This is a genomic window from Lederbergia galactosidilytica (assembly GCF_017873565.1).
Taxonomy (GTDB): Bacteria; Bacillota; Bacilli; order Bacillales; family Bacillaceae_C; genus Lederbergia; species Lederbergia galactosidilytica.
Genome location: NZ_JAGGKH010000003.1, coordinates 81,779 through 108,414, shown reverse-complemented (window position 1 = coordinate 108,414; position 26,636 = coordinate 81,779). Strand labels below are relative to the sequence as shown.

28 protein-coding genes are annotated in these 26,636 nt (G+C 37.7%); 4 read left to right on the top strand and 24 right to left on the bottom strand.

Translation table 11 applies throughout. From position 1 onward, the window contains the following. Window positions 1–182 precede the first annotated feature (182 nt). On the top strand, window positions 183–1,352 hold the full coding sequence (locus J2Z23_RS03995) for an IscS subfamily cysteine desulfurase (protein WP_238482600.1): 1,170 nt from the start codon (window positions 183–185) through the stop codon (window positions 1,350–1,352). A 634-nt stretch (window positions 1,353–1,986) separates the two neighbouring features. Here J2Z23_RS03995 and J2Z23_RS03990 read toward each other — a convergent pair. The 16 genes from J2Z23_RS03990 to J2Z23_RS03915 all read right to left on the bottom strand — a co-directional run bounded on the left by J2Z23_RS03990 (window position 1,987) and on the right by J2Z23_RS03915 (window position 16,021). Then, complete coding sequence (locus tag J2Z23_RS03990) at window positions 1,987–2,199, bottom strand: hypothetical protein (protein WP_209973268.1); 213 nt, start codon at window positions 2,197–2,199, stop codon at window positions 1,987–1,989. A 136-nt stretch (window positions 2,200–2,335) separates the two neighbouring features. Further along, on the bottom strand, window positions 2,336–3,217 hold the full coding sequence (locus J2Z23_RS03985) for a carbohydrate ABC transporter permease (RefSeq protein ID WP_057988453.1): 882 nt from the start codon (window positions 3,215–3,217) through the stop codon (window positions 2,336–2,338). A 13-nt stretch (window positions 3,218–3,230) separates the two neighbouring features. Beyond that, window positions 3,231–4,184, bottom strand: coding sequence for an ABC transporter permease (locus J2Z23_RS03980; protein WP_057988456.1), 954 nt, complete (start codon window positions 4,182–4,184; stop codon window positions 3,231–3,233). A gap of 48 nt (window positions 4,185–4,232) precedes the next feature. Beyond that, complete coding sequence (locus J2Z23_RS03975) at window positions 4,233–5,324, bottom strand: response regulator transcription factor (protein WP_057988458.1); 1,092 nt, start codon at window positions 5,322–5,324, stop codon at window positions 4,233–4,235. 7 nt (window positions 5,325–5,331) lie between these two features. Continuing rightward, on the bottom strand, window positions 5,332–7,020 hold the full coding sequence (locus J2Z23_RS03970) for a sensor histidine kinase (protein WP_064467800.1): 1,689 nt from the start codon (window positions 7,018–7,020) through the stop codon (window positions 5,332–5,334). A 72-nt stretch (window positions 7,021–7,092) separates the two neighbouring features. After that, window positions 7,093–8,769 carry an extracellular solute-binding protein gene (locus J2Z23_RS03965; protein WP_082881239.1) on the bottom strand — a complete coding sequence of 559 codons (1,677 nt, stop codon included), beginning with the start codon at window positions 8,767–8,769 and terminating at the stop codon, window positions 7,093–7,095. A gap of 239 nt (window positions 8,770–9,008) precedes the next feature. Next, window positions 9,009–9,497 (bottom strand): NUDIX domain-containing protein, encoded by a 489-nt coding sequence (locus tag J2Z23_RS03960; protein ID WP_057988464.1) that lies wholly within the window; start codon window positions 9,495–9,497, stop codon window positions 9,009–9,011. A gap of 111 nt (window positions 9,498–9,608) precedes the next feature. Continuing rightward, a complete protein-coding gene (locus J2Z23_RS03955) occupies window positions 9,609–10,517 on the bottom strand; it encodes a phosphotransferase (RefSeq protein WP_209973266.1) in 909 nt (302 codons plus the stop codon). 31 nt (window positions 10,518–10,548) lie between these two features. Beyond that, window positions 10,549–10,905 carry a YcxB family protein gene (locus J2Z23_RS03950; RefSeq protein WP_057988469.1) on the bottom strand — a complete coding sequence of 119 codons (357 nt, stop codon included), beginning with the start codon at window positions 10,903–10,905 and terminating at the stop codon, window positions 10,549–10,551. A gap of 30 nt (window positions 10,906–10,935) precedes the next feature. Next, the gene (locus J2Z23_RS03945) at window positions 10,936–11,073 is read right to left on the bottom strand and encodes a hypothetical protein (RefSeq protein ID WP_165589660.1); all 138 of its coding nucleotides are present in this window, start codon (window positions 11,071–11,073) and stop codon (window positions 10,936–10,938) included. Between the two features lie 213 nt (window positions 11,074–11,286). Further along, window positions 11,287–12,066, bottom strand: a complete 780-nt coding sequence (locus tag J2Z23_RS03940) for a class I SAM-dependent methyltransferase (RefSeq protein ID WP_238482599.1) — start codon at window positions 12,064–12,066, stop codon at window positions 11,287–11,289. Window positions 12,067–12,133: 67 nt separating this feature from the next. Then, window positions 12,134–13,147: a DUF1835 domain-containing protein gene (locus J2Z23_RS03935; RefSeq protein ID WP_238482598.1), complete on the bottom strand. Its 1,014-nt coding sequence runs from the start codon at window positions 13,145–13,147 to the stop codon at window positions 12,134–12,136. A gap of 57 nt (window positions 13,148–13,204) precedes the next feature. Continuing rightward, on the bottom strand, window positions 13,205–13,933 hold the full coding sequence (locus tag J2Z23_RS03930) for a DUF2161 domain-containing phosphodiesterase (protein ID WP_057988472.1): 729 nt from the start codon (window positions 13,931–13,933) through the stop codon (window positions 13,205–13,207). A gap of 45 nt (window positions 13,934–13,978) precedes the next feature. Then, window positions 13,979–14,512, bottom strand: coding sequence for a ribonuclease FAU-1 family protein (locus tag J2Z23_RS03925; protein ID WP_082881237.1), 534 nt, complete (start codon window positions 14,510–14,512; stop codon window positions 13,979–13,981). A gap of 56 nt (window positions 14,513–14,568) precedes the next feature. Next, on the bottom strand, window positions 14,569–15,162 hold the full coding sequence (locus J2Z23_RS03920; protein ID WP_238456093.1) for an HAD family hydrolase: 594 nt from the start codon (window positions 15,160–15,162) through the stop codon (window positions 14,569–14,571). Continuing rightward, window positions 15,137–16,021: a protein kinase domain-containing protein gene (locus J2Z23_RS03915; protein WP_064467798.1), complete on the bottom strand. Its 885-nt coding sequence runs from the start codon at window positions 16,019–16,021 to the stop codon at window positions 15,137–15,139. Before J2Z23_RS03915 ends, J2Z23_RS03920 begins: the two co-directional genes overlap by 26 nt. 279 nt (window positions 16,022–16,300) lie before the next feature. On the opposite strand from J2Z23_RS03915, the gene J2Z23_RS03910 reads away from it, so the two are divergent. Next, a complete protein-coding gene (locus J2Z23_RS03910) occupies window positions 16,301–16,954 on the top strand; it encodes a FusB/FusC family EF-G-binding protein (RefSeq protein ID WP_174517101.1) in 654 nt (217 codons plus the stop codon). A gap of 53 nt (window positions 16,955–17,007) precedes the next feature. Here the strand turns inward: J2Z23_RS03910 and J2Z23_RS03905 are convergent, their stop codons facing one another. The 4 genes from J2Z23_RS03905 to J2Z23_RS03890 all read right to left on the bottom strand — a co-directional run bounded on the left by J2Z23_RS03905 (window position 17,008) and on the right by J2Z23_RS03890 (window position 20,447). After that, window positions 17,008–18,213, bottom strand: a complete 1,206-nt coding sequence (locus J2Z23_RS03905; RefSeq protein WP_209973264.1) for a hypothetical protein — start codon at window positions 18,211–18,213, stop codon at window positions 17,008–17,010. Window positions 18,214–18,348: 135 nt separating this feature from the next. After that, the gene (locus J2Z23_RS03900; RefSeq protein ID WP_209973262.1) at window positions 18,349–18,741 is read right to left on the bottom strand and encodes an NUDIX hydrolase; all 393 of its coding nucleotides are present in this window, start codon (window positions 18,739–18,741) and stop codon (window positions 18,349–18,351) included. A gap of 23 nt (window positions 18,742–18,764) precedes the next feature. After that, a complete protein-coding gene (locus J2Z23_RS03895; protein ID WP_064467797.1) occupies window positions 18,765–19,493 on the bottom strand; it encodes a Fic family protein in 729 nt (242 codons plus the stop codon). Between the two features lie 129 nt (window positions 19,494–19,622). Next, on the bottom strand, window positions 19,623–20,447 hold the full coding sequence (locus J2Z23_RS03890; RefSeq protein WP_064467796.1) for an aldo/keto reductase: 825 nt from the start codon (window positions 20,445–20,447) through the stop codon (window positions 19,623–19,625). Between the two features lie 692 nt (window positions 20,448–21,139). Between J2Z23_RS03890 and J2Z23_RS03885 the strand changes: the two genes are divergently transcribed. Both J2Z23_RS03885 and J2Z23_RS03880 read left to right on the top strand, forming a co-directional pair. Next, complete coding sequence (locus J2Z23_RS03885) at window positions 21,140–21,961, top strand: squalene/phytoene synthase family protein (protein WP_057988521.1); 822 nt, start codon at window positions 21,140–21,142, stop codon at window positions 21,959–21,961. Between the two features lie 669 nt (window positions 21,962–22,630). Next, window positions 22,631–23,803 carry an MFS transporter gene (locus J2Z23_RS03880; RefSeq protein WP_209973260.1) on the top strand — a complete coding sequence of 391 codons (1,173 nt, stop codon included), beginning with the start codon at window positions 22,631–22,633 and terminating at the stop codon, window positions 23,801–23,803. A gap of 32 nt (window positions 23,804–23,835) precedes the next feature. On the opposite strand, the gene J2Z23_RS03875 is transcribed toward J2Z23_RS03880, so the two are convergent. The 4 genes from J2Z23_RS03875 to J2Z23_RS03860 all read right to left on the bottom strand — a co-directional run bounded on the left by J2Z23_RS03875 (window position 23,836) and on the right by J2Z23_RS03860 (window position 26,394). Next, on the bottom strand, window positions 23,836–24,396 hold the full coding sequence (locus J2Z23_RS03875; protein ID WP_209973258.1) for a GNAT family N-acetyltransferase: 561 nt from the start codon (window positions 24,394–24,396) through the stop codon (window positions 23,836–23,838). Next, on the bottom strand, window positions 24,393–24,992 hold the full coding sequence (locus J2Z23_RS03870; protein WP_209973256.1) for a histidine phosphatase family protein: 600 nt from the start codon (window positions 24,990–24,992) through the stop codon (window positions 24,393–24,395). The genes J2Z23_RS03875 and J2Z23_RS03870 overlap by 4 nt, the downstream gene beginning before the upstream one ends. Window positions 24,993–25,010: 18 nt before the next feature. Beyond that, complete coding sequence (locus tag J2Z23_RS03865) at window positions 25,011–25,565, bottom strand: class I SAM-dependent methyltransferase (RefSeq protein WP_209973254.1); 555 nt, start codon at window positions 25,563–25,565, stop codon at window positions 25,011–25,013. Window positions 25,566–25,683: 118 nt separating this feature from the next. Further along, complete coding sequence (locus J2Z23_RS03860) at window positions 25,684–26,394, bottom strand: class I SAM-dependent methyltransferase (RefSeq protein ID WP_057988530.1); 711 nt, start codon at window positions 26,392–26,394, stop codon at window positions 25,684–25,686. Window positions 26,395–26,636: the final 242 nt, after the last annotated feature.

Below are 26,636 nucleotides of genomic sequence, written 5' to 3'. Positions count from 1 at the left end.
CCATTCAACAGACATAATTATTTTACATGTGTCTTGACACATATATTTACATATAATTAAACTTATGACAAGAGTTTTTTTAAACAATACTAGAATGGTTGTTCAAAAGGCAGGATAAAAGATCTCTGAACACATGACTTGATCTCTATCCTGACTACCAAGGATATGGACGAATTTAACAGATGGTCCGGATTTTTGCGGAACCTCTAAAAAGGAGAGAAAACATCATCAAATACTTTGATTATGCGGCTACTTGTCCTCTTGACCAAGAAGCGGCTCAACTATATGTACAAACGGCCACTGACTTTTTTGGCAATACGAGCAGCCTTCATGATACAGGCGGTCAAGCGCAGCAACTATTAGAAACATGTCGGAAGGAATTCGCGCACATGCTTAAAGTTCATGAAGAAGGGATTTATTTTACTAGTGGTGGATCAGAAGGAAACTTCCTAGCCATTCAAGCTTTGTTATCATCACCTATAAAAAGCGGAAACCATATTATTACGAGTATTGCGGAGCATGCTTCCATTCATAGTACACTTGAAAAATGTAAGCAAAATGGATATGAGGTAACAGCTATCCCCCTCAATCAAGATGGACATATTGATGTGGAAACATTAACAGACGCCATTCGTAAGGAGACTGTTTTGATAACAATCCAAGCTGCTAATTCAGAAATTGGTACAAGTCAACCAATTAAAGAAATAGGCAAGATATGTCGTGATAATGGGATTCTTTTACATAGTGACTGTGTGCAGGCTTTTGGAAAACTAGACATGCAGGAAATGGTCCAATCTGTTGATAGTTTGGCAATTTCAGGACATAAATTTTATGGTCCAAAGGGAGTGGGAGTAGTTTACCTAAGCCCACATCTACATTGGCATCCCTTTTATCCGAACACGACCCATGAAGGGGGATTCCGTCCTGGAACAGTTAATGTACCGGGGATCGCCGCAACGACCTTAGCCGCGCAAAAAACAATCGCCCATATGGAAGAGCAATATCATCATTCTCTAAAACTCCGAAAAGTATTTTTAGAGACAATCAATGCTAAGGGCAAGCAGATTGTAGTCTATCCGTCTGATCTACCCTCAATTATTGGACTAAGAATGAAAGGAATTGAAGGCCAGCTTATAATGCTGGAGTGCAATCGTGCGGGATATGCGATTTCAACTGGAAGCGCCTGCCAAGTCGGCAGTCAAGCTCCCATTAAAACAATGACAGCATTGGGGATAATTGGAAAACCAGCAAAGGAATTTATCCGCATTTCCTTTGGAAAAAATACAAAAGTCGAAGATGTACAACAATTGGGAGAAACACTTATCAAGATTTTGACTGGTCATGGAGGATAAAGCTGGAGTTAGCGGGTATGGTTGATAAGGGACGCCCAATTAGAATAGAGACAAGGATGTTCAAAACAAGCAACCTTTTCTGTGCATCTTTATTTTGCTAGGCATTGCTGTTTATTCTAAAAGCGAAGCCTATGGAAATGAAGATGCATGGAAGAAAGGGCGATATTGTAATCAACCAGGAGATTCGATTGCCGCGATTTGCACTTTGATGGTAAGGTTATAGACAACCCTAATGGCAAATATGCGGAAAGATAATAGCAGTATAGAAACGGAAACCTGTACAATGATCGTGGAAAAGAAGAATTCCGTAGGCTCCGTAGATTCTCTCCCCTCTATCGTTGTACCCCCATAGCTGAATATCACCTTTTTAGTAAATATTGAGGAATGGAAAAACAGCTCGGCAAATAGACCAAGCTGTCGTTTTTATCGCAGTGTAACTGGCGGTAAGACCCCCACTTCAAGAATTCGAAGGAAATGAAGAATTGTAAGTGGGGGATCAACTGCCAGTAACGGCCCGATTGGTTCGGGCCTACAGGATATAGGTCACGCGTTGCGACAGGACGTCGCGACCTTAGCCTTTGTACCCCATTAATCAGTGGGGATGAAGAACCCCCCCACTGATTGAAGTTTCACTTTATTGCGTTTTCTTCGACTTTTCTCCTACTGGAGGATTTTCAAGTGTCCCTTTTAAATTAACACGGTAATTCCAATAATTGATCCCTAAACCAGCTAACATCCCAATAATAATCACCGCATAGCCAGTATTGGTTCTCGCCGTTAGCCCATACCACAAAATAGCAATATATAAAAACACAACCAAAATTCGGATGATAAAATACTTTTTCATGTATTCAACTGTCCCCTCTCATGATCTACCATCATTATAACAAAAAGGGGGTGGAAAAGCAGAACTTAATTAGGTTTGCTATTGTTTCGCTATTTCCCATTCTAGCTCCCTACTACTATGTTAAGTAATGGAGAGACTATTCTTTAACAGATCCCAACACAATCCCCTTTACAAAGTATTTTTGTAAAAACGGATACACTATTAATATTGGCAAAGCACCAATAAAAATTTGTGCGGATTTTGATGTTCTTTCTGATAAATTCTTCATTTCCTCTGGGTTCACGTTCATTTGCGATAAATCCTGCTGAACGATAACCGTTTGTAAAAAAGTAGATAACGGATACTTAGCTGCATCATTAAGATAAATCAACCCATCAAACCAAGAGTTCCATTGGCCAACCATTGTAAACAAACCAATTGTTGCAATCGCAGGCATAGAAATTGGCAAATAGATACTGAACAGAATCCGAAAATGACCGGCTCCATCGATAAAGGCAGCTTCTTCTAATGTTTTCGGAACTCCGGTACGGAAGAAATTCAATAATAAAATCATATTGAAAACGTTAATAGCCGAAGGTAGTACCAATGCCCAAATTGTATTAATTAACCCAAGATTTTGGATCAATATATAGGTCGGAATCAGACCACCATTGAACAGCATAATAAAGATGAAAAAAAACACATAAAACTTTCTCCCTCTAAATTCACTATCCTCTTTTGATAATGAATACGCAGCTAAAATCATACAAAATAAACTAATGAATGTTCCAAGTACTGTTCGAAGAACGCCATTCCATAAAGAACGAAGGAAGCGGTCATTACCCAATGTCTTTTCCCATCCGTCAAAGGTAAAATCAATTGGGATAAACGTAACTAAATTGGCATTTGCTGGTGCAGAGCCGCTAAATGAGACAGCTAGAATATGGACTAATGGTAGTATACAAATAATCCCCAAGAAACCAAGGAATATATAGTTACAGATCGTAAAAATCGTATATGGTGTACTTTTGTAATGCATCGGTTACACTCCTTTAAAAAATGCGGTACCCTGCAAACTTATGTGCAAGCTTATAACCTGTAATAATCAGAACCATCCCTACCAGAGATTTGAAGAGGCCAACTGCTGTTGCAAAACTGAATTGCCCACCTAACAATCCTTCGCGGTAAACAAACGTATCAATAATGTCACCCTTTTCATAAACTAATGGATTGTATAAGTTAAAGATTTGGTCAAATCCTGCGTTTAAGACGTTTCCTAAGGCGAGCGTTGCCACTACAATAGTAATTGGTATGAGCGATGGTAAAGTAATGTGCAAAATTTGCTGAAATCTGTTCGCTCCATCGATCGTCGCAGCTTCATATAAATCTGGATTTATTCCTGATAAAGCAGCTAGGAAAACAATGGCACCATATCCGAATTCCTTCCACACATCCGTTGCAATCGCGGTAAATCGAAACCAATCACCCTCACCAAGAAAAAAGATCGGCTCGATTCCGAATACAGTGGTTAGAAAGTTATTTACGATTCCACCATCAACTGATAACATGTCCAACATAATTCCACCCAGGATAACCCAGGATAAAAAGTAAGGTAAATAGACTAGTGTTTGCACTGTTCGTTTAAATGCCATTTTCCGTACTTCATTTAGTAAGATTGCAAAAGTTATTGGGACAATTAAATGAAAAGCAATTTTCAAAGAGGATATAATAAGAGTATTCCAGATTACTTGTCTTGCATCATCAAACTCTAACATTCTTTTAAATTGCTCGAATCCGACCCATGGTGACTCAGTAAAGCCAAGATACGGTTTAAAATCCATAAAAGCCATAATAATTCCTGGCAAAGGGGCATAACTAAAAACAAGAGCTAATACAAGCGCTGGCAACAAAAATACATGCAGAGGCCAATTTCTTTTTAGATTCCATTTTTGTTTCTCTTTTCTTTTAGATACTGTTTGGATTGAGGTGCTTGTCTGTACTTCCACCTTTATTCACCTGCCTGCTTCATATTTATTATTCATCACGTTAAGAGCCTATGATTGAAGACGATATTCTTGTGGCGTCACTCCATAAAACTCTTTAAATTTTCTTATAAAATAGGAAGGATCTTTGTAGCCGACTTCATTTGCTATCAAATATATTTTTTTATTCGAGTTCTTCAACTGAACAGCTGATTCTTCCATTTTTCGAATAAAAACAAAATCACTAAACGATTTTCCCGTTTCTGTCTTGTAAATTTTTGATAAGTAAGCGGGGTGCAAGTAAACATGGTCAGCTACTTCTTGTAACGATACATCCTTATAAAGATTAATGTTTATATAATGATTCACTTGATCCACGATAGATCGATGATTGGTCACTTTTTCCTTTTTAAAGTTGGCTTTAAGCTTTGCAAATGTTCTTAAAGAAACTTGTTGTAAATCATTGATCGATCCGGTATAAGCAGATTCATGCATGGAATGAATTTGATTTCCTATTACATCTGTCAATAAATAACCGTTTTTATGAGAATAGTGGGTAAATGTATTACAAATCATAAAATAAGCTTGAAGAATGAACTCATGAGATTGATAATCTCCAATCCTCAGTTGGGCAAATATTTCTTTAATTCTTTCCTCAGCGCCATCCCAATTTCCAACATTCAATAAATCTAGCAACTGGGGTTTATCATATAAAATGTCGAAAGGAATGACATCCAAATCAGACTCGGTAAAAAAGGGGATTTTTTTCATAATTTCATGAAAGAAGCGACGATCATTTCGTATGGATTGAATAGCATCTTGAACTGCCTCCATTACTACTTCATCGGCGACTGGTTTTAGTAAATAATCGCATACGGAAAGATGGATCGCTTGCTTTGCATATTCAAATTCAGCATAGCCAGAAAGGAGAATAAATTTTCTTACCCTGTCGTTGCTTAATGATTCAATTAGTTCTAACCCAGACATATCAGTCATCTGAATATCTGTGATGATAATATCAATAGAATTCTCTTGAATGACTGTTAACGCCTCTTCGCCAGAAGTCGCCTTATATACTTTGTTAATCCCAATTCTCTCCCAATCTAGTATAGCCAGCCCTTCAACAATAAATGGTTCATCGTCCACGATTAATAGATTATACATCTATGATTTACCTCCAGCGTATGGTTACTTTGAGCCCCCCCATGGATGATTTAGAAAATATAAGACCCGAATCTTCTCCAAAGTGAAAGGTTAAGCGTTGATGGACATTCCAAGTACCTTGTCCATCTTGAGAACTTATGGAAGTATTAATTTTTTGTTGTAATTTTTCCAGTTCCTCTTCCGATAATCCCATACCGCTATCTTCAATACTAATATGATTCAAGCCATCTATTATTCTTCCAGTGAGCAAGATTTCCCCTTCTTTATTCGCCTTTATTCCATGTTCCAATGCATTTTCAACAATCGGCTGAATTAGGAGCCTAGGAATATAAAGATTGTTCATTTCTTCTACAACATTGATTTCATAATTCAATCGTTGCAATCGGATCACGTGTATGTCTAAATAATTTTTGACAAATTCCAGTTCTTCTCGAAGCGTTACTTTTTTATCATCTATTTTGGTCATATACCTATAGTAATTCCCTAGATGTAAGGACATTGCTTCAATCCCCTCATATTGTTTCAATTTCGCCATGTTTTTAATAATAAATAGACAATTGTATAGAAAGTGGGGATTAATCTGAAATTGCAGTTGTTTTAAATGGACCTCTTGGTAGCGGATCTTTTCTTTATACACTTCTTCAATTAATGTTTCTAACTGTTGGGACATATCATTAAAACTGGAAACCATAAATTGAAATTCATGAATTTGATTAGGCTTTATCCTTGCGGAATAATTTCCTCCTTTTATACGTTGAATCGCTCGGATCATATTCCGGATTGGGCTTTGGATGTTTTGATAAAATAAATAAGTCGTTAAGATACTTAATAGCAACATAATCGTTACAAACAGATAAAACATATTTCTTGTTTTTGTTAAAGGCGCAAAAACATTTTCAGCCAACGTATAATCAACAATAATCCAGCCTAATTTATCCAGTTTCATATAAGTCAGAAAATATTCCTGATCATCATACACAACTGTCACATTCCCTTGATTTTCTTGATCAATGTTGGGAATTAAATTAATAATTTCACGCATTTTTTCTTTGCTGCCCGAAGCTGAAACAAGCGCTTCTTTATCAGTCTGATACATAAATGGATCGCTATATTGATTCAATTTTAATTGGTCAAGATAACTCTCAATATTGCTAACTGGTACTTTAACTTCCATTACAATATCTGGATCTGTGCCTAACGTTATACTATTTATTGGTTCTATGAGATGTTTGATGAAATAAGACGTACCGTTCTTTTTGTCCGTTCTCAATTCCCATTCCCTGGCGATATCTTCAGTGGCTACACCATCACTCTTGGTTTCCAATGCAATAGAGTGTCTTGGTGCATAAACAGAGAAGTCTGCTTTCCATGAGCTAATCCCTTGTAATAAGGCTAATTGATCAAGAATCTGCCGTTTTACAAAAAATTGTTCATATTCGCTATACAGTTCAGCACTTTTCAAATCTTTAATACTAGAATGTCCGCTCAAGGATAATAGAAGAATTGACATATTATCAAAGCTGCTATCAATCTGGTTTTTAACGATGGAAAGACGATTAAGGTTCCGTTCTTTTACTTCATTCTCCATAATTGTCAAGCTTTGATAATAAGAATATGTGTAGATCCCGGTAATCGGAATAACAATCAATAATAGGATCATAACTATTTTTGCAAAAAGTGTTTTACGCCATTTCATAAAAAATCCCCTTAAATTCATAAGTGCAAGTGAAAGCCGGGTCCTCATTATGATGGACCCGTTATAAACAGATTATTTTACTGAATCATACCACTCATTCACTTCTTCTGTCAGTTTGTCTCCGCCAGAACTTTTCCACTTTTCAACGAGATTCTCAAATTCGTCCAATGAAAGTTCACCGTAAATAATTTTATTAAAACCCTCATCTAAAATCTTATCAAGGGATTGACCGCGTGATTTCTGAGTCTCTGTTGGTGCACCTGTAAACATACTTGGCATTGTGATGTCTTTTTGGTCGATTACAATTTTCGCGGCCTCATATATTTCCGGGTTTACATCTGCATTTTGTTTAACCTTTCTTTCAAACGGTGTTTCCGGTTCTGATCCATCAGCGAGCTTGTTCAATGTTTCCAACTGCAGAGATGGAATTCGAGCAACATCAAAGGTTAAAGAATACTTTTCTGCCGCGATAGTCCCACCAGGTACATCTCTAGAAGGTTTGCCATCTTCTAGCAAATAATCATATCCTTCTGCAAATCCATGTTCAAACTCTCCGCCTTCTTCAGGATTAGCATAATGATCAAACAGATAATTCTGGTAGACGAAAAACGCCTTTATGACTTCTGGATCCGCATCCTTGTTAATGAGAACAGCTCCATTGTTAATAGCCGTCCCACGACGACCCGCTTTCCCATCTGGTCCCGTTGGTATAGGATATGCTCGGTACTCTGCTCCATCAATATTCGCTTTCGTATCTGGTAATGGCCAGTCTACCATCCAGTGTGGTCCAGCTATAATTCCTGCGCGTCCAGCTGTAAATAATTCAGAAGCTTTTGTTTCGTCCCATAGCCCAGACTCTTTATTGATATATCCTTTTTCCATCCATTTATTTAGTGTAGCAAGTCCCTCTTTCATGGCTGGATTAGTAGAGCCATTTTCCAATTTTCCATCCTCTGTTAAATTCCATTGGTCAGGCATCGTTCCATAGGCCCCAAATATCCACCCAGCATCACTCATCCAAGTATTTAAGGCGTTTTTAAACCCAAGCGCCAATCCATAAGTATCATCTTTTCCATTACCATCTGGATCTTCGTTAACGAAAGCATCCATAATTTTTTCCAATTCATCAATTGTTTTTGGTGCGTCAAGGTTTAATTTTTTCATCCAATCTTCGCGAATAAATAACACAGGATCCCCATTATATGCATAATCTAGGATCGGTATCGCCATCTTTTCACCATCGCGCATATATGGATACCAAACACTTGGGTCCTCTGCCATTGCTGCCTTCCATGTATCGGATGCATATTTATCAAACAATTCGCCAACCGGCATAAAATTCTTTGAATCGACTAGATCTTGGTCTACCGTATCTCTTAAGGCTATGATATCAGGCATTTTTTCATTTGATGATAAAGCAAGCCTTATTTTGGTTGTAAAAGCATCGTTAGGACCACTTGTTGTCCATAAGTAGTCAAAATTAATATTGAATTTCTCCTTCGCCCATCTCGTATGGACATTATCTTCAATAGTTTCTCCATCTTTAAATGTAACGTCACCGCCTACGTGCCTTACTGTCGTGATCGTCACTTCTTCATCAAACTTTTCTGGAAGCCCTTCACTTTCAGCCGATAATAATTCCTTTTCTGCCTCTGATTCTTTTCCGCTTTCCTTACTGCATGCAATAAGTGAAAAGCTGAGCAGCATAATAATGCTGAATAGACCTAAAACTTTTAATCTCTTAGGCATTCCCATTCCCCCTCTTTTTATCTAACAAGCGCTTACATTCATAATCTTATGGGAAAAGCATATAAAACTATATAGTAACATTTTAATGTTCATAGTACTTTTTAAAGCAATTGCCGTCTTGACCCGAATTAGTATGAGACAAAATTTAATCTATATAGTTTCTATAGAAGCTCCCTCGCTAGTGATTAAAAATAACAAAGGCATTGCTTATGTTTTAAGCAATGCCTCTTATCGAACGATTATCCTATTTTACGTACACTTTCTTTAAGCGGCGAACTCTCAAAGTTTTTTAAATGGATAGAGATCTCAAAGGTTCCCTCTTGAAAAAAGTAAGGTAATCTTCTTCGAAACCATGACTGCATCGGTAAATCGGCAACTTCCTCTTTGGAAACCCAACGTGGTTCACCTTCAGGCGCGTTTTCTAACAAATTTCCTTCGTATTTCGTTGCTACATAATTAAACACGATATAACGATAGCCCTCATCAAGTAAAATATACTCGTCAACACCCTTGTAAATGAGATCTTCCGGATTCACGAGCAACCCCGTTTCTTCTCTTAACTCCCTTACGGCCCCCTCTGCAAAGCTTTCTGTCAGTTCTATTTTTCCGCCGGGTCCTAGGTATCCAGGAAATCCTCTTTTACTTGGACGGTTAACAAGTAATATTTCTCCGCTTTTTTCATTATGTACAATCACCATAGTTAAAAGAGTAGCTTCAATCTTTTGCATATATGAACCCCATTTTTTAAAAATCTTTCTATGGAGCCTATTATAACAAAGATTTGTACTATTCCTATAGATTTATATAAGCAAACTGGTAATCAAGCTAGTATGCAAACTTTATTCATTATTTGTGAGTAACAGATCGATTTTTTCACGCAGTATATCCAAGTTCTTTAATTCGGTGCTCGGACAGATATTTTGTTCAATCACATCTCCGCCAAAATCATGAATCAATAGCCCATTAAAGCAAATTTCCGTTATTTCTTCAATTGGAGCACAGCCAAAATACCCCTGCATATAGGCTTTATCAAATTTAAATAATTCACAAGCAATCAAGGCCTGTTCATAGACTAGCGGAGCTCGCACTGCATCCGCAAAATCGATTATATGTATAGTATGATCATCCGCAAGCAAGAGGTTGTCCCCATTTAAATCACCATGGACAAACACTTTTTCAGCAAACTTATAGTTTTTGATATAATTTTTTCGCTCCTTTTTGAATCTCTCTGGATACTTTGCCCAGCGCTTTTGCCGATTCTCATCTTGGATCACATCGGTATCATTAAAAGGGACACAAGGTATGTTCATTCTATCCGTAAGTTTGCGTAATTTATGACCAATCGCTATTTTATCTGCAAGCGTTAAAGTATAATTTATCTTATTAAGTTCCGTTCCATCGATATATTCCATAATTAAGTAGGAAAATAGGAATTTATCTTTTACCTCTCCACTTGCGACCAACTTTGGTACAGAAACACCAAGCTGCACGGCCCGTCGCATCGCAAATAATTCTGTTGTAAAATCCATCGTACTATCAATCCCTGATTCTGCCGGTGCAAATATTTTGATCACATATTTTCCTATTTTAAAGACAGCATTTGTTCCAGGTGTACAATGCTCTATTTCCGTAAATGGAAGCTTCTCTTTTGCAAATATCGATTGTATGAGCGGTTCAAATGTCGGAATGGATTGATAGAGTCTTCCCCATGAATCCCAGCCATCTATCTCATTAGTAAATAAGTTCATTTAGATGTTCTCCTTACTATTCTTTATGCATCTAGTCTACTTCCGCCTCTTTAATTTGCGCCTGAATAAACATCTTTGCCCCCTCTACATTCTGCAAATCTCTCTTTGGTAAAATATATGCACTAACAGAGCTATTATAAAGATAGATTGCTTGCTGAACTTCCTTCCATATGTGTATACCTAACCAGGTTACTTGTGTTTCCCTCTTTGAGGTTCTCTCCGCAATTCCTGTCTCTGACAAAGCCAGCCGATATTCTCCTAATATATCTTCATTTTCTCCCTCTTTGACTAATTTCTTCTTATTCCGAATGATGGAGCGATAAAAATATTTCGGATAGAAAATCACCCATAATATACTTATTAATAGAAAAGGGATAAATGCGCCCAAGAATGACATATCCGCCATTGTGTGAAAGAATTACGAGATGACAATCAAGAGTAGTGGAAATAAAAATCGTTGGATGTTCAAAGCTCTTTTTACTGTATTTGAATTCTTAGCATGAAACAAATTGAAATTTAGATAATCTTCTTCTGTTAAGCCATAATTAATTTCCATTAAAATCCTCCATACTTTACATAAATAGCCATTCAAACAATTGATAAATAGAATACACCAAAAACCCTAGGCCAAACAAGATAATTAAGAACCGAAACGACCAGGGTAATCTTCGTTCTAGAGTAGCCACAAAGCCTACTAACAAAAAGAAACTTCCTATTACAAAACAGAGTATGATTTCCACTATCATCATCACTTCTTTTGATTGATTTTTTAAACGGTGGCCCTCACAATATAATACGATTGAGTAACAGCTAAGCCGTTCTTTGTGGCCTCTTTATCAAACACTTTTTTAATCTGTTCCAAAGCTGCATCTTCCACCTGTTTAATCACTTCTGGTTTTTGACCAAAACACCGCCGCTTAATAATATCTACAGGCGTATGAAAATATTCGATACTATTGATGGTCTCAATTTCTGAACTTGTAAAATTATTTTCTATTTTTTGTTGAATGATATCCAAGACTGGTGTCCCTGTCGACGCTGTAAACAGGTTTGGAAATAACTGGGGAAGTTCCTTTTGTGATTTATCACCAGGATGTAAGGCAAGGATCTTCCCTCCTTTTTTAACTACTTGTGGCAAATAAGGATAAACAGATGTTGGTCCCTTGCGAATATAGGCACAATCAAATGTATCAGCAGTAAAGGGCAAACCTTGTTTCGTATTGCCTACGATAAAAGAAACATTTGATTTTCTATTTTCCATTCCTATTTGGATGAATCGATCTGTTGCATCAAGACCAATCATCTCTTTCGCTCGTAAAGCACACTTATTTGTGAATTCCCCATGTCCGCAACCAATATCGAGCACCTTTTTGTCCTGAACCATCTCGGCCACTTCTCGATCAAAAATCGACTCCCCATTTGGCTCCGTATGAGTAGATTCCCAAGAGTATTCATATTCCCCTTGTTGCCCGCTAAGCTGCTTATACCATTCGAGTGAATGTGGACGAAGCCACCCAGGTAAATGAGATGGATCGCTAAATGTTGTCATCATTGCCCTCCCTATTAATTTAATCCCATTGCAAAGGATTAATATATTCTAACGGTTTCCAAAATGCTCATTCCCTTAGCTTCACACGATAATATCGCATTGCCTTAGGAATTCCCTTTATTTCAAAAACCCCTTGATTGATCAAACACCGCACTCTATATTCCAAAAAGGAATCTCCTACCATGCCATCAATCTGTCCAAGCACTTCTCCAATCAATCGACCTGTTCGAATAAAATCCTTCCCCTTTTGCTTGTGTAAATTTTGAGCAGCGGTTATAAGCAACTCATCAAAGTAATCTTCCCCTACTTCTTTGATGATATGATCCTCCAAGATCCGCACTACGCCCTTCGTGTTAGATAAAGTGATCCATTCTTTTTCGAATCGTGATCTCTCCTCAAGGGTTAAAGCTTCCGGCAAGTTCTTTTGATAAATATCATTTAACTTCTCTGGATGAACCTCTCCTGTGTGAAAACAAAAATACTGGATTTCATTTGTATTATATAACTCCTGATAGGCAAGGGTTGTATTGATTAGGAAGGCATCATTCGGTTTTTCCTTCAACATATACAAAAGATAGCGTATCCCTGTTTGTTCGCCCGCATTTTCACCGGTCCAGAGCACAATCGGAACATGGTCTGGAATCGCCTCTAGTTCCGCGAGCGTTTTTGAAAATCTTTTTTGATACTCTTTTTCAATAAAATCATCCTCAATATTCAAATGATCCCGTAGCCATTCATAGCGATGCGTACGTCCTTCTTCTTCATGAAGCTTCCAAATGGGACCAGCAGCAAAGAAGTCAGGAAAGCCGATCACTTTATTCCCATGTTCTAACCCAAATTTTAGTGAACCTGTAGTAGATTCGCCGCAGACGATATGTACCGTTTTATATTCCATTTCAGTACATTTTTTACTACTTTGAGCAAATTTAAGGTTCCACCATACATGTAAATCTTTTATCATCTGTCGCTGTGATTCATTAGACTCTGGTATCTTTTTTAACCGAAGCATTGTTTGTAAGAGAATTGACTTTGCTTCACTTTCCGATAATTGATTAATCGAGTTTCTCAGGTTTTCATTCATAGTTATCCTCCATTTTTCGATTATTTCTCTTTCATATGGACATGAATGCAGAAATCATTAATCAGACGAATTCCCTACTAATTCGGCATAATGACGAATTAGTTCTGGGTATTCATGTATCTCTTTTTTCCCCAACTCGCTGATGGTGTATGTTCCTCTGCGAATTCTATTAAACCAGCCATAATAGTTTTTATTGAGGATAGATAAGGTCTTCTCCCCTGTCCCCAAATGACGGAGTGCTTTAGGCGATAACGAGCCGAAATGTTCGAGGCAACAAGCAATGTGGATACAATTTTCTTTATATGCCGTCATAATCTTAGTATTATGACTCCCACCAATATTATGGTCCCCATGCCTCCCTTTAAGTTCATTGAGAAGCCTGTTTCTTTTTTTCCTGCTCCTTTCCATGCTCTTTTTTCGATCAAAAGAGGATGGGGGAATTTTTATTTCAACCTGATCCTGTTCAATTGAAACGATGATTAGACCTAACTCAAGTCTCCTTATCAAGTAACATATGTTTTTCCATTTCTTCGAGAATAGACTGTACTTGGGTTTAGGAATAGCGATGTAAACGAGGTCAGATAAGCGTTGTCTTATGGTAGCTTGTATAAGGAGTTCCACACTTAAATTAAGCTTTAGCTCAACAATAATAAGCTCATTCTCTTTTACAGCAATTAAGTCACAATGGTTAACTTCTCCGTAAACCTCATATTCATGTTGGGTAAAATAGTTTTGAATCGGCTCATATAAATGAGTTTCGTATAATTTTCCTGTTTTATGTTTCATTTTTTTAATACGCTCCTAAACATGAAAGTCTAAATCAAATACTGTTTATCCATTCAACAAAGTAAAAAGCGACTTATGTCCAAATTTTGTTTCTCCCTCTGTTAAAATTGGCAAAAGAAGGTTATCAAGTCCATTTTTTAGTAAATCTATAGACTGTCGAACATATCCCTTTTCAAACTGAGCAAGCGCCACAGGCAGCTCTTCCACATCTAAAATATACCAATCACCATTCGGAAAAACCAAAACATCGATAATCAAATCTTCAAAAGTGATAAGGGAGTCTGTGATAGAGGTGTTTTTCACAATATTAAAATAGGACCCCAAATAATGGCCATTCTTGTCTCGCCAAATATACAAATTATAAGGTCGATCTTCCCAATAATAAGCCAGCGTATAACTCCCTACTGGGATGGTTAAGGTTTCTTGTTCTGTCACCATCGAAAAAGACTTCTGGACCTTATGAAAAAGAACTGCATGCTTCTTGTCCGCATACAATAAAGTACAAGGATACTCTACAATCGTCGCATCATAGCAAATTTTTCTTTCTATTATACTTGGTGTAATCGTATGTATAAATATTGGAAGTCCCCCTTTCGAACGTTGATGCTGCCGTAATATGTTCTTTTACGGATCTACTATTGATTTAGCAGCGAAGAAACTTTCTCCGTCCACTTTCCCTGCTCATCAGCAAGCAGCGTGTCCCAGCCTAGTTCCGCTGCCCCTATCAAATTTTTCTCCTGATCATCGACAAATAACAAAATTCCATTGTTTCTTAGGTAGGTTTGAGTTTTTTCGTATATGGAAATTCCTGGTTTACATGCGCCTACCGCTGCAGAAATTGTTACACTTGTTAAATACTCTTGAATCGGGATGAGGATATGTTCGATCCATTCAAGCCGATGATTGCTTAACAGATGAATGTTCGCAATCTCACTCCAACCAGGAATCTCTTCAACAGCTGGTAAAGGGGTAATCATCGATAATAATTGCTCTTTAGCCGCTTCAATATGAAGGTTAGGAACTTGCCTTTGTAAATTCTCCCAAAAAGCTTGTTCCGTCATCTCTCCTGTCCATAATTTTTCGCGGACCCCTTTTCTAAATTTGAGCAATTCTTCATACTGCACATCATAAGTGGTAGATAAGTAGTGCCAAAATAAGGGTGAAAAATTAGTAGCCAATACGCCGGCAATATCTAAGATCAAATCAGGTTTTTTCATTATTTTTCTCAATTCTCAAAGCCTCTTCCCATGCTTGGAAAAACTGTTTCACACTTGTATAGCGATTATCCCGCTCTTTTTCACTAGCCTGCATGGCCACATCGTACAGTGCCTGAGAAGCTTCCCATTTTTCGATTGATCGATCCAGTTCCCCTCCGACTAACGCGAATGCCGTCGCTCCCATTAAAAAGACATTCGTTCTACTATCAATTTCGGCTTCCTCGATAAATTCCTCAGGGGACATAAATCGGGATGAACCCCAAAGTCTGCCCATTGGATTGGTGTAAGGCTTTTGCTGATACAAATCAATATCACATATCTTCATTTGATGATGTTTAAAATCGTACAAGATACTACCATCATAAAAATCAATGGCCACATATCCCATTTCTTCCACATGAACATGGAATTCAAAGATATTCTTTAACACTGCTAATCGATGATCAATCGATAATTGCCGGAAGCGAAAATACGGTGAGTCTGGGTGTTCATATTTTAATGGAGGGGGAAATTTCCAATGCGGATGTAGACCCTCTCCCTCAAACCATTCAAATACGAGCGCATAACCATTTTCAAGCTGAAAATGTTCAACTAAGTTTACTAAATTTGGGTGTTGCAAACTCTCATAAACAGGGATTGCTTCTTTTAACCTTGTGATCGCTTCTTCCGGATCTCCAGCAAAGTGAAGAGGACTTGCACCCGCATATTTAACGAACTTCTTCACGTCATTCTTTTCCACACCAAAGCTCAAATTGCCTGAATCCTGTTCAGCAAAAACGACAAAGACATTACCTAGATCATGGAGCCAAGTAAAATCATGTGGGGCTTTTACCGAAAAAGACACTTGATCTAACGATATAAGATGACTCATTTCATCCCTCCGATTATTTACCTATGCTATCCTTATTCGATTCCAAGAAAGAAAAATCCTTTAACAGGGGTTCAAGATCCTTTCAATCTGTTGTATAATACGAACATATTTACCGGAGGTGATAGAAAATGGCGAGTACCCTACCGCCAGAATTGGTAGCATCTCATGCAAAGCCTATTATGGAAAAGGCGATTCTTTGCATGGGGTGGACAATCAAATAATCGCCGCATAATGGCTTTGCCCCTTATTAAAAAATAATAAAATAAGGAGCTAGTAAATATGACAAGCCATCTGAAAATAGAAACATTTATTCGAAGTGATCAATATCAATTTATAAAATTCCAAGTGAAAAATCTGGTGCATGCCTATAACACTGTGAAAGATCCCAATGTCTTAAAGGCGGTAAAGTTTGGAACTCTTGATAAAATCCTAGAGTTGTTCCCAGAAATCACTGAACAGCAGCGCTTGCTTTTAAGCCCTGTTACGGAAATAAAAGAAGATTCTCAAGCGAATCAATATGTAAACGAATTGAAGGATTATGTGATTCCCTTTAAAACTATAACGGAAAAAACAGTGAGCAAACTATTTCCTAAAGCAAAAAAATTAAAGCTTCCTTCTTCTTTAAAGGAAGTTAACTTTAAGGAAATCTCTTATTTGGGCTGGTATGATATCCGCTCAGAAAAGAAATTTCTCATATTCGACTATAAAGGAAAATTGATTGGTATTAACGGAACCTTTCGCCAATCCACAAAAGGCATTTGTGCTTTATGCAATGGCCATGAAGAAGTTGGGTTATTTATGGCTAACGTCAAAAGTGGCAAAGAGACCTACACAAATCGCGGAAATTATATTTGCACAGATAGCTTAACATGCAATCAGAACTTACGGTCATTAGATAAACTTGAACAATTCGTTGAGTTGGTAAAGAAATAAACTGAGGGGATTTCCCTCAGTTTTTGCTTTTATTAGGACCTCCGAGATTCCTATTAATTAATTTTCACAATAAAATCTAGCAAATGATTAGAATCAACAGGTATCTTGGCTTTTACTTTAAGACTTTCACTGTCAAGGATAATGATATGATTTCCTTCCTTATCATTGCTCATTTCTTTCACATATATTTCTTTCTCCTCTATGTTCTGATAGAGGGGCTCATACCAATGTTCTGTATTGGCAAAATCGGCATTGAATAATTGAAAATTTGGCTCACCCTCTAAATTTAAGATACCTAAGGAGAAACGTTCTTCCTCCCCTATTCCCCTCAAGCAATATAAAATTCTGTGATCATCTAAAGCTAATTGTCCATTTTCGTAAATATCATAATACTGTTGTGGTGGTAAGTTTTTAAAGGGCTCATAAGTAGAGTACTGAAAGTCCTGATCATAAACATACATTTTTCCATTCTCCCCCAAAATATAAGCAAGTTCACTTGTTGAAAAAAGGGGAATAAGCGCAATATCTTTTGTGCCAAAGTTTTCATACCTTACTGAATCATTCTTTAGATCCACTATAGCAATTCCATGCTCTGCATATTCGTCATTTTTTTCTAATGTGGCCGTTGTTCCGTATATCAACTTCTCCTCAAAATTTAAAATTGGTGCAAAGAGTGGAGAATGCCGGTATTCTGTTTCAAAGCTTTTTTTGACTGTAGCGTTTGAAATGGAAACATTGTAACCACCTATTTTTTCATTGTAATTTTGATCACCAGTTTTATGTGACACGAGCGTCTGTAAAATAATGTCGTTTCCATAGTGCATAAGATGGTCAATGCCAACATCAAAATTAAAATAATCAACATTCACTTTTTCAAAACTCTTTTTGGGGATATCATAGGTAAAATAGTAATTATCAATAGCCGTATCTCCAAAAAAGGATATATATAATTGGTTCATATTATTGGGTTTCTGGTGAGGTAGCATTCTTGAAAGTTCTTCATCGAATATTTTATATTTCCGAATGACCTTACCACTTTTTTCTACTTCTTTCACTAATGTAAAATCCTGTGAAACTCGCAAGTCCCTTGGGTAAATCAGAAAATAATCACCAGTTCCTTGTACTGTTTCTGATGAAAAGTTTTCAATCCCATCAACACGAACAAACTCACTTTGGTTGTGTCCCTTTGCGGAATAAACAATGATAGGTACGATTAGTATTAAAAAGATAAGCAAAAATAATAAGATTTTTTTATTCATTTTCTCTTCCAATCTTTACTTTACATTATGTATTAGTAATCTCCGATACTCATAATATAGACGTAAAATGTTCTAAATTCGTTTCGGTTATAAAAAAATAAAAGCTCCCCCACCCCTCCATCTGTTTGCATCCCCTTACATTCCAATTAAAAATCTAAGTAGATCCACATCTTCCGGATACATATGATTAAGTTTTAGAATATCTGCTAGAGATTTCCATGCTTTTTCTTCAATAAGCTGATCCGGATCTTGAATGCCTCGACTAGCGCCAATTGCCTGGGCAAGAAAATAATAAGTTTTTACTTGAATCCCATTGATGTTTGCATGTTTTATATATAAAGGTTTAATTATTTGTACATGATAACCTGTTTCTTCTTTCACCTCTCTTATACAGCACTGCTCCGGTGTTTCTTCCGCCTCCATTCCACCGGACGGCACAGCCCATAAATCCGCGTCCTTGCTTCTGACCATTAGCACTTGTTGATATTCATTGATACAAATAGCGGCCGAACCGCTCCATTTTTCCATCCTTTTCCCCCTGTAATCGTTGCTCAAGAAAGAACACTCAAATATAAATCCAACGAATTTTTCACTTCTTTTATGACGAACTGAATAAAATCATCGTCATTTTTCGCGGTATGGGCTTTATCCAATGCTTCATAATAAGCTAATCGATTTTCCACTTTGATGACAATGGGTGGAAAACCTGCTTTCATCAATTCTAGATTTAACAATAGGCGGGATGTACGTCCATTCCCGTCAATGAATGGGTGAATACCAACGACAATCCTGTGTAATATGGCCGCTCTTTCCACTGGATGTATGTCTAATGCCTCTCCTCTTGCCAACTCTACACATTGTTCCATTTGTTCCTTAATTAAGAAGTGAGCAGGAGGGACATGGTTGGCTCCAGCAATCAATACCTGTTGGTCACGGTATACACCCGCATAATCATCATCAATTCCTTTTAGAATAAGACGATGGAGATTTTTTATTTGCCATTCCGACAATGGTTCACCTCTTTGTACAATTTCTTCCACGTACTTTACCGCATCTCGGTGGTTAATGACCTCTAAATGCTCCCTCATCGTTTTTCCACCAATCGTGATTCCTTCTAATACGACCTTTGTCTCGTTGAGTGTTAACGTATTACCCTCTATCGCATTAGTGTTATATGTCCATTCAAGCAATAGCTTTTCCTGTAAACTCTTTAAAGTATATTTCGGTATTGGCCTCAGACTATCTAACTTTTCTTTTTTCTCGTTTATTTGTTCAAACATCTAAATCCTCCTCGTAAGCCGATTATTCCCGTCATTGTTTTGATAACATTTTACCATACCCTAGATCTCCAATTTTGAGAAATGAAAAAATCCTCCCTACTATGCAAGTATGGAGGATCCGCTTGTTCATTATCTTTTATTCATTTCGTTGGGAACAGAATTATGACGTTCATTGCGATCCAATGAGGCAATTTTTTCCATGTCCTCATCTGTTAAGGAAAAATCAAAGACATCTAGGTTTTCTTGCATACGTGAAGGTGTGACGGTTTTCGGGATAACCATAACATCTGTCTGCAAATGCCAACGTAGGATAACTTGAGCCGGTGTTTTTCCATGCTGCTTGGCAATCTCTTGAATCACTGGATCTTCAATCACTTTTGTTCCATTCATCAATGGACTATAGGCTTCAAGAAAAATACCATGCTCTTTACAAAATTGTTTTAATTCTTTCTGCTGTAAATATGGATGGCACTCGACCTGGTTCACTGCTGGAACAATTTCACACTCATCCATAATGCGTTGTAAATGCTCAATATCAAAGTTACAAACACCAATTGCCTTTGCCTTTCCATCTTTATAGAGTTTTTCTAAAGCTTTATACGTTTCTACGTACGTATCATATTTTGGTGTTGGCCAATGAATTAAGTAAAGATCCACATAATCTAGAGCAAGCTTTTCAAGACTTTCATCCATTGCTTTTAAAGTTGTTTCATATCCTTGATCAGCATTCCAAACTTTTGTCGTTAGGAAGATATCTTCGCGAGCAAGATTACTATTCGCCAGTGCTTTTCCAACTCCGACTTCATTTCCATAAATTTTGGCTGTATCGATCAAACGATATCCAGTTTCTAAAGCTTGTCTAACGGCATTCTCTGCTTCTTCATTTGGTACCTTCCAGACACCATATCCTAATTGCGGTGTACGAATTCCATTATTCAATGTTATGTAATCCATGTAATCGCTTCCTCCCTTATTTGTTCTATTTTATAGTCTACCATAGGCTTCTCTATAATTAAATTTTTTAATATACGAATCAATGTCATAATTGCTTATTAACGATCAATACACGAACGTTATTGTGAAAGGAGATTGAATGGTTAATCCATGTATTTCCTTAACTAGTTATTGGAGCGGAAGGTGGCGGCACCTCGGAGGATTCGCGTGACAAGTGAGATCCCGCAGGAGCACATATGAGGAGCTCACCGCACGCCCCCCGGAAAGCGTCCACCTGAAGCGTAAATCAGCGTTGTTCGGATTTGAATTCTAAAATCTCTATTATGAAATTGATTCATACACTAACTTTATTATGATAATGAAATAAATATGTCTTTTGTGAAAAAAGCGGACCAAAAGCTGAACTTTTAGCCATAAAAACTCCCTTCTTCCCAGACAAAATCCTTCTTGAACAAATTTAATCAAACATTTGATTAATTTGAGATTCAAACGATTATGCCTCTTTTACCTTATTGATTTTGGAGTAGGTGAAAGCTTCCAGTTTTCTCCAAGCCTCTTTGACAGATTTATCTCTAGCAACTGCCCTACTAAATCGTGTATGATAAGGGTACACGAAACAATAAATTGATCGAAAAATCATAAAAAAATGCAGATGGAACGAGACACTACTAGTTAGTGAAGGAGGAACCCCCTTGAGTTATGGAGCTACATTGCAAAAAGAAGCGATGCACATATTAAAGTTAACAAGTAGAACCTTTTACATCCCAATTAAATTATTGAATCCGACCTTACGAGAAACAGTTGGATCTGCTTACTTGTGTATGCGTGCCATTGATGAAATTGAAGATCATGAAGAGTTGCCATCTGATACGAAACAACATTTACTTCGTTCGACTAGTCGACTTCTTCAAACAAAATTTGATCCTCATGCTTATCAGCAGTTGTTAAAACCCTATGAACATCTTTTACCTGAAGTGACTTTGAGACTTCATGACTGGCTAAACGTATGTCCCGCTGGTGTTATCGATAAGGTTAAGGAATCAACCAGTATTATGGCAGACGGTATGGCCAAGTGGGTGGAAAAAGATTGGATCGTCAAAACTAAAGAAGATCTAGATGATTATACTTATTATGTGGCAGGCTTAGTAGGTGTGATGCTCTCAGATATTTGGGAATGGTATGATGGTACAAAAACAGATCGTGACTTGGCAATTGGATATGGAAGAGGCCTACAAGCCGTAAATATGCTACGAAATCAAGATGAGGATGCAGAACGTGGTGTCCATTTTATCCCAGACGGATGGGGACGTAAAGAAATGTTTAACTACGCCAATGTCCATTTAGAGATGGCGGACGAATATATCCAATTCATTGATACAAAAAACATCTTGTTATTTTGCAAAATTCCACTCGCACTCGCTAAAAAGACTTTAAAGGCATTAAGCAAAGGCGAAGAAAAAATGGGTCGTGCTGAAGTTGAATCAACAGTAAATGAGATTTTAAAAAATCATTAAGAAACAAGAGTGCAAGCGCCTGTCCCGTGGTGTCTGGTTAAATGAAACTTGCAAGATGATCAAACTAATAAATTGTTATCCAGCTTTTACTAGCAAACTAGAACCATAAATAGATTTCCAGAGGTATCCAGCAATTGAACAATTGCTGGATACCTCTTTTTTGTAAGAAAGCAGTAAAAACGATAGGCAGTCTACCACAGTCATGAAACTAAATGGTTTTGCTCACACCTCCTTAAGAAGGAACATTGCTTCATACTTTTCCTTCCAACGCAGTTAGAAAGGCGAGTAATATAGAAGCCAGCCTTTCCACTAGCCGTTGGTAAAAAATAGATTTGCTTCCCTAGATTGTAACCAATAGTCGATAATCTGGCTTTTTTGAAAAAACTTGACTAGCAAGGACGGTAGTTTGCACTTGAACTCACATCCTGTCGGTAGATCAATTTCATATTTCGATTATTTCCGGGGAAATTCTCTCTCTGTTTAAATAATATAAATGGGCTAAATGAAATACTTCCTTTTTCATATGGTCTATATTTGTGATGGAATACATACTATTTAATTTGAATCATGGGCATTTTCGTGAAATTTTAGAATGCTAAAAAACTGTAAACCTGATAAACTAGTAAATCATAATAAGATAGTTGATTAGAATACGCTAGGGGTGTGCTTGTGAAATCATCTAGAAAAATCTTATTTTATATCGTCACTATGATGTATTGGTTTTCCATGTATACGTATGTCCCCATTCTCTCCCCCTATGTGGAGCATCTTGGGGGCTCAGTTTTTATGATTGGGCTAGTTGTCGGCAGTTATGGATTTACACAAATGCTTGTCCGTATCCCTTTAGGCATTTGGTCTGATCGGATCGGGAAGCGAAAACTATTTATTTTTGCTGGAATTGCCTGCGCAGTATTAAGTAGTTTAGGTTTGGCGCTATCGAGCAATGTGTGGGCGATTTTTGGATTTCGCTCACTTGCAGGTGTGGCAGCAGCTAGTTGGGTAGCTTTTACAGTTTTGTTTGCCAGCTATTTCGAAGCAGATGAGGCACCAAAAGCTATGGGGATTATTAGCTTTTATACAAGTATCGGTCAAATGACAGCTACTACTGTGGGCGGATTTTTAGCCGATTATATGGGGTGGCGTGCACCTTTTTATCTTGGTGCGATCGTTGGTCTGCTTGGTTTAATTCTTGCCATCAAGCTTGTCGAGAAGCCAGCTGATCCAAAAAAGAAGCCTGTGGAAGTGAAAGAACTCATTAAAATGGGCGGAGAAAAATTATTGTTATCAGTCTCCTTACTTGCCATTGTTGTACAGTGTATTACCTTTACAACGATGTTTGGCTTTACACCATTACATGCAACTAGTTTAGGGGCATCTAATGCGGAATTAAGTATATTGACTTTACTCTCCACTTTACCGAACGCCATTGCTGGCTATATAAGTGGGAGTATTTTCGTAAAAAGATTTGGCGAAAGATATACAATTTTAATCGGCTTTGTGGCCGCTGCAATTTGTACAATCCTCCTCCCTTTTACACCAAGCTTGGGTTTATTAATTCTCACACAAGCCTTTAATGGATTTGCTCAAGGATTGATGATGCCCGTATTAATGGGGCTCGCTATTCAATCCGTTAATGAGGAGAGGAGAGCTTCGGCGATGGGGTTTTTCCAAGCGCTTTATTCACTCGGCATGTTTGGTGGACCTTTTATTGCGGGATGGATTGGGGAATATGTTGGTCTTTCAGGTGGCTTCATCCTGATTGGCAGCCTAAGCTTTGTCGGGGCGATTCTAGCTTTTCTATGGATGCCAAAGAGAAAGGTACAACAGAGATTGGGACATTGATTTAAAAAGAGGATGAATGACTTTTTCGTCATTCATCCATGTTTCAATCTTGCTTTCCATTCTTGCTCTAAAATACTATAAAGGTAAGAGTCTCTCCAATTATCTTTAATCCATAAATGTTCCCTTAATCTGCCTTCCTTAGTCATTCCGCTCTTTTCTAGCACCTTGGCAGATCCTATATTTCGACAGTCACATGTAGCCTGAATACGATGGATCTCTAATTCTCTAAAACCAAATTTCAATAATATTTGAGCCACTTCTGTTGCAATGCCTTGCCCCCAGTATGCAGGATTGACGACATAAGCAATTTCCCCAACTCGATGTTGAACATCTTTTATATTGATCTCCCCAGCCCCAATTAAGTTCCCGTTTACCACCATTGCAAGTGTATATCTTCTCCTCGCTTGTTGCTCGGCATCTCTGATTGCTTGTAGGACATATTTCTGAGAGTCTATTTTAGTATTTGGTCCCCAGGGTTGATAACGACAAACCATAGCCTGAGAAGCATACGCATGAACAGCCGGCCAATCCCCAACCGCAAATTCCCTTAAAGCCACCCTCTCATTAGAAAGAAAGATAGGTTGATCGTTCATTTCATTCCTTCCTTGATTTCATTAAATTGCGATAGATGATGAACTTGATTGTACTCCTTAATTCTCCACTGATTTTCTAAAAAATGAAGGTGACTAATACAAGCATTGACTAATTTTGTTTTTCCAGAGCCAATTTTACCATCTGAAAAAATAGCTAAAATTGTATTGATCACAGCTCCATGTGCCACCAGAATAATTTTATCATTGGGATATCGTTGCTGAATTTTCTCTAGCCCTTGCATAACACGTTCATTAAGCACAGAGCGTTCTTCTTGTTTAGGAATATGACCATTAGGAAATTTATCTAATCGCTCATCCTTTGACATGCCTTCTGCCTCACCATAACCTCTCTCAACAAATTCCTCCATTTCAATCAACGGAAGTTGTCGTGATGTATTAATAATCTCTGCTGTCTGTTTAGCCCTTTTGAGTGGACTTGTAATCACCCGATCCCAATGAGAACAGGCTAAGTGTTCACCACACTCTCTTGCTTGTCGCTTACCGATTGAGTTCAAAGGGATATCTGTCCTACCTTGTATTTTCCCCATAGCATTCCAATCCGTCTCACCATGTCTCACTAAACAGATCTGGCTCAAATTTACCACTCCACATAATCATTCTTTTATAGCATCCAAGATCAGCGATGGAAAACATACGAAGTCTCCTTGATTCCTAGGGTCATATTTCTTTGAGCGAAAAATCATGCCATCTTTTGCTGACCAATCTTTTGCATAGAAGGTTCCCTTATCATCGCAATATTCCAATAACTGAACTCGATAACCCGCTGTTTCAAACATCCTAGACAAAGTTTTATAATTGTAAACAATTTTATGACTAGCTGCAGGATGTTCCTTTGGCCCAGGCCCACCTACTTTCACATTGTTTTGATAGGCTTCATCTGGGAAAAATCCATCAGGAACAGCACAGCGAATATAACCAGAAGGCAACAAATATTTATAACATAATCGAGCAGCCGCTAGTCCCTCTTCCAATGTCAAATGCTCCCACACGTGCTCTGCTAAAATTGCTGTGATTGATACTGGTTTAAAGCGTTCTTTCCATGTAGTGTCATCCAGTAAATTCAATTCCTTCTCTTGAGTATGGATCCACCCAGGGTTATTATTGTATTCTCCGGCTCCGATCACGATCTTAATATCTGTTTGCAGCAATTCCCCACCCCTATTTATAAATTGTCAGCTTTCAATAAATTTTCACCATTTGATAAAGAATCCTTGAAGTAGTTTTCCTCTCCATTTCATTGTTTCGGTCCAATTAGAAAGGGAAAAATCATTTCTTGTTTTTTACTTTAACAATCAAAAAGTGTGGGCTTTTCATTAATTTTTTATATTTCTCAGGCTTCTTCAGTTTGAAGTGCCCAGTTGGTTGAGGTTCAATCATTTTGTCGATCGTAAAGTAGGTGTTCGCCTCATTTACAATCGTTGCTAGTGATCTTCGATAGAAGGGAACTTCCACTGTTTGCCCGTTCTTCTTCCATTGATCGATAATGAGCTCTGTCTCAAAATAGGCTTGTTTTTCAGATAAATGGATATCCATGGTTGGATGATGGACAGAGAATAATAGGATGCCATTCGGTTTTAAAATGCGCTGAAATTCTGAAAAGGTTTTTCTCCAATCTTCTATATAATGAAGGGCTAAAGAACTGACAATATAATCAAAGGTTTCATCCGCAAAAGGTAAGCTTTCACCAAAATCTAAACATCTTACCTCTGCCGCTGTCCCCACACGCCGCTTTGTTGCCTTGACCATTTCAGGACTTACATCTACAGCTATAACCTTTGCTCCGCGTCGTAAAAACTCATTCGTATACCAACCAGCTGCACATCCAGCATCAAGCATCTGCATTTGCTCTAAATTCTTCGGAATCTCGAGCATCATAGCCGGCCTTTCAAGCTCTGTATTATACAAACTCTCCTTGTCTACAGTGTGCTCGTATGCTTCCGAAAGTTGATTAAACGCCGATTTAATTTTCTCCCTCATAAGTCACCTCGGTTTTTTAAAATGAAAAAGGCTAATATATATTTCTCCAAAAAGAGACTAAATTCCTTTTAGTTACGCAATAAGCATCGAAAGTCACGCATTTCCCTTCTAAACTTCCGCATTTGTGATGAAGAGTCGCGCATTCAACCCCTGACTTACGCAATCAATATAAAAAGTTACGCAATCACGTCTAGAGCCACTCAAAATAAGACACATAGAAAAGGCCAAATCCTGTTAGATTT

Bases quoted from the DNA above. Each gene is read 5' to 3' on its own strand.
- J2Z23_RS03995 (WP_238482600.1), top strand. From the start codon at position 183: ATGGTCCGGATTTTTGCGGAACCTCTAAAAAGGAGAGAAAACATCATC.
- J2Z23_RS03990 (WP_209973268.1), bottom strand. From the start codon at position 2,199: ATGAAAAAGTATTTTATCATCCGAATTTTGGTTGTGTTTTTATATATT.
- J2Z23_RS03985 (WP_057988453.1), bottom strand. From the start codon at position 3,217: ATGCATTACAAAAGTACACCATATACGATTTTTACGATCTGTAACTAT.
- J2Z23_RS03975 (WP_057988458.1), bottom strand. From the start codon at position 5,324: ATGTATAATCTATTAATCGTGGACGATGAACCATTTATTGTTGAAGGG.
- J2Z23_RS03970 (WP_064467800.1), bottom strand. From the start codon at position 7,020: ATGAAATGGCGTAAAACACTTTTTGCAAAAATAGTTATGATCCTATTA.
- J2Z23_RS03965 (WP_082881239.1), bottom strand. From the start codon at position 8,769: ATGCCTAAGAGATTAAAAGTTTTAGGTCTATTCAGCATTATTATGCTG.
- J2Z23_RS03960 (WP_057988464.1), bottom strand. From the start codon at position 9,497: ATGCAAAAGATTGAAGCTACTCTTTTAACTATGGTGATTGTACATAAT.
- J2Z23_RS03955 (WP_209973266.1), bottom strand. From the start codon at position 10,517: ATGAACTTATTTACTAATGAGATAGATGGCTGGGATTCATGGGGAAGA.
- J2Z23_RS03945 (WP_165589660.1), bottom strand. From the start codon at position 11,073: ATGGAAATTAATTATGGCTTAACAGAAGAAGATTATCTAAATTTCAAT.
- J2Z23_RS03940 (WP_238482599.1), bottom strand. From the start codon at position 12,066: ATGACAACATTTAGCGATCCATCTCATTTACCTGGGTGGCTTCGTCCA.
- J2Z23_RS03935 (WP_238482598.1), bottom strand. From the start codon at position 13,147: ATGAATGAAAACCTGAGAAACTCGATTAATCAATTATCGGAAAGTGAA.
- J2Z23_RS03930 (WP_057988472.1), bottom strand. From the start codon at position 13,933: ATGAAACATAAAACAGGAAAATTATACGAAACTCATTTATATGAGCCG.
- J2Z23_RS03915 (WP_064467798.1), bottom strand. From the start codon at position 16,021: ATGAGTCATCTTATATCGTTAGATCAAGTGTCTTTTTCGGTAAAAGCC.
- J2Z23_RS03910 (WP_174517101.1), top strand. From the start codon at position 16,301: ATGACAAGCCATCTGAAAATAGAAACATTTATTCGAAGTGATCAATAT.
- J2Z23_RS03905 (WP_209973264.1), bottom strand. From the start codon at position 18,213: ATGAATAAAAAAATCTTATTATTTTTGCTTATCTTTTTAATACTAATC.
- J2Z23_RS03900 (WP_209973262.1), bottom strand. From the start codon at position 18,741: ATGGAAAAATGGAGCGGTTCGGCCGCTATTTGTATCAATGAATATCAA.
- J2Z23_RS03895 (WP_064467797.1), bottom strand. From the start codon at position 19,493: ATGTTTGAACAAATAAACGAGAAAAAAGAAAAGTTAGATAGTCTGAGG.
- J2Z23_RS03890 (WP_064467796.1), bottom strand. From the start codon at position 20,447: ATGGATTACATAACATTGAATAATGGAATTCGTACACCGCAATTAGGA.
- J2Z23_RS03875 (WP_209973258.1), bottom strand. From the start codon at position 24,396: ATGAACGATCAACCTATCTTTCTTTCTAATGAGAGGGTGGCTTTAAGG.
- J2Z23_RS03860 (WP_057988530.1), bottom strand. From the start codon at position 26,394: ATGAGGGAGAAAATTAAATCGGCGTTTAATCAACTTTCGGAAGCATAC.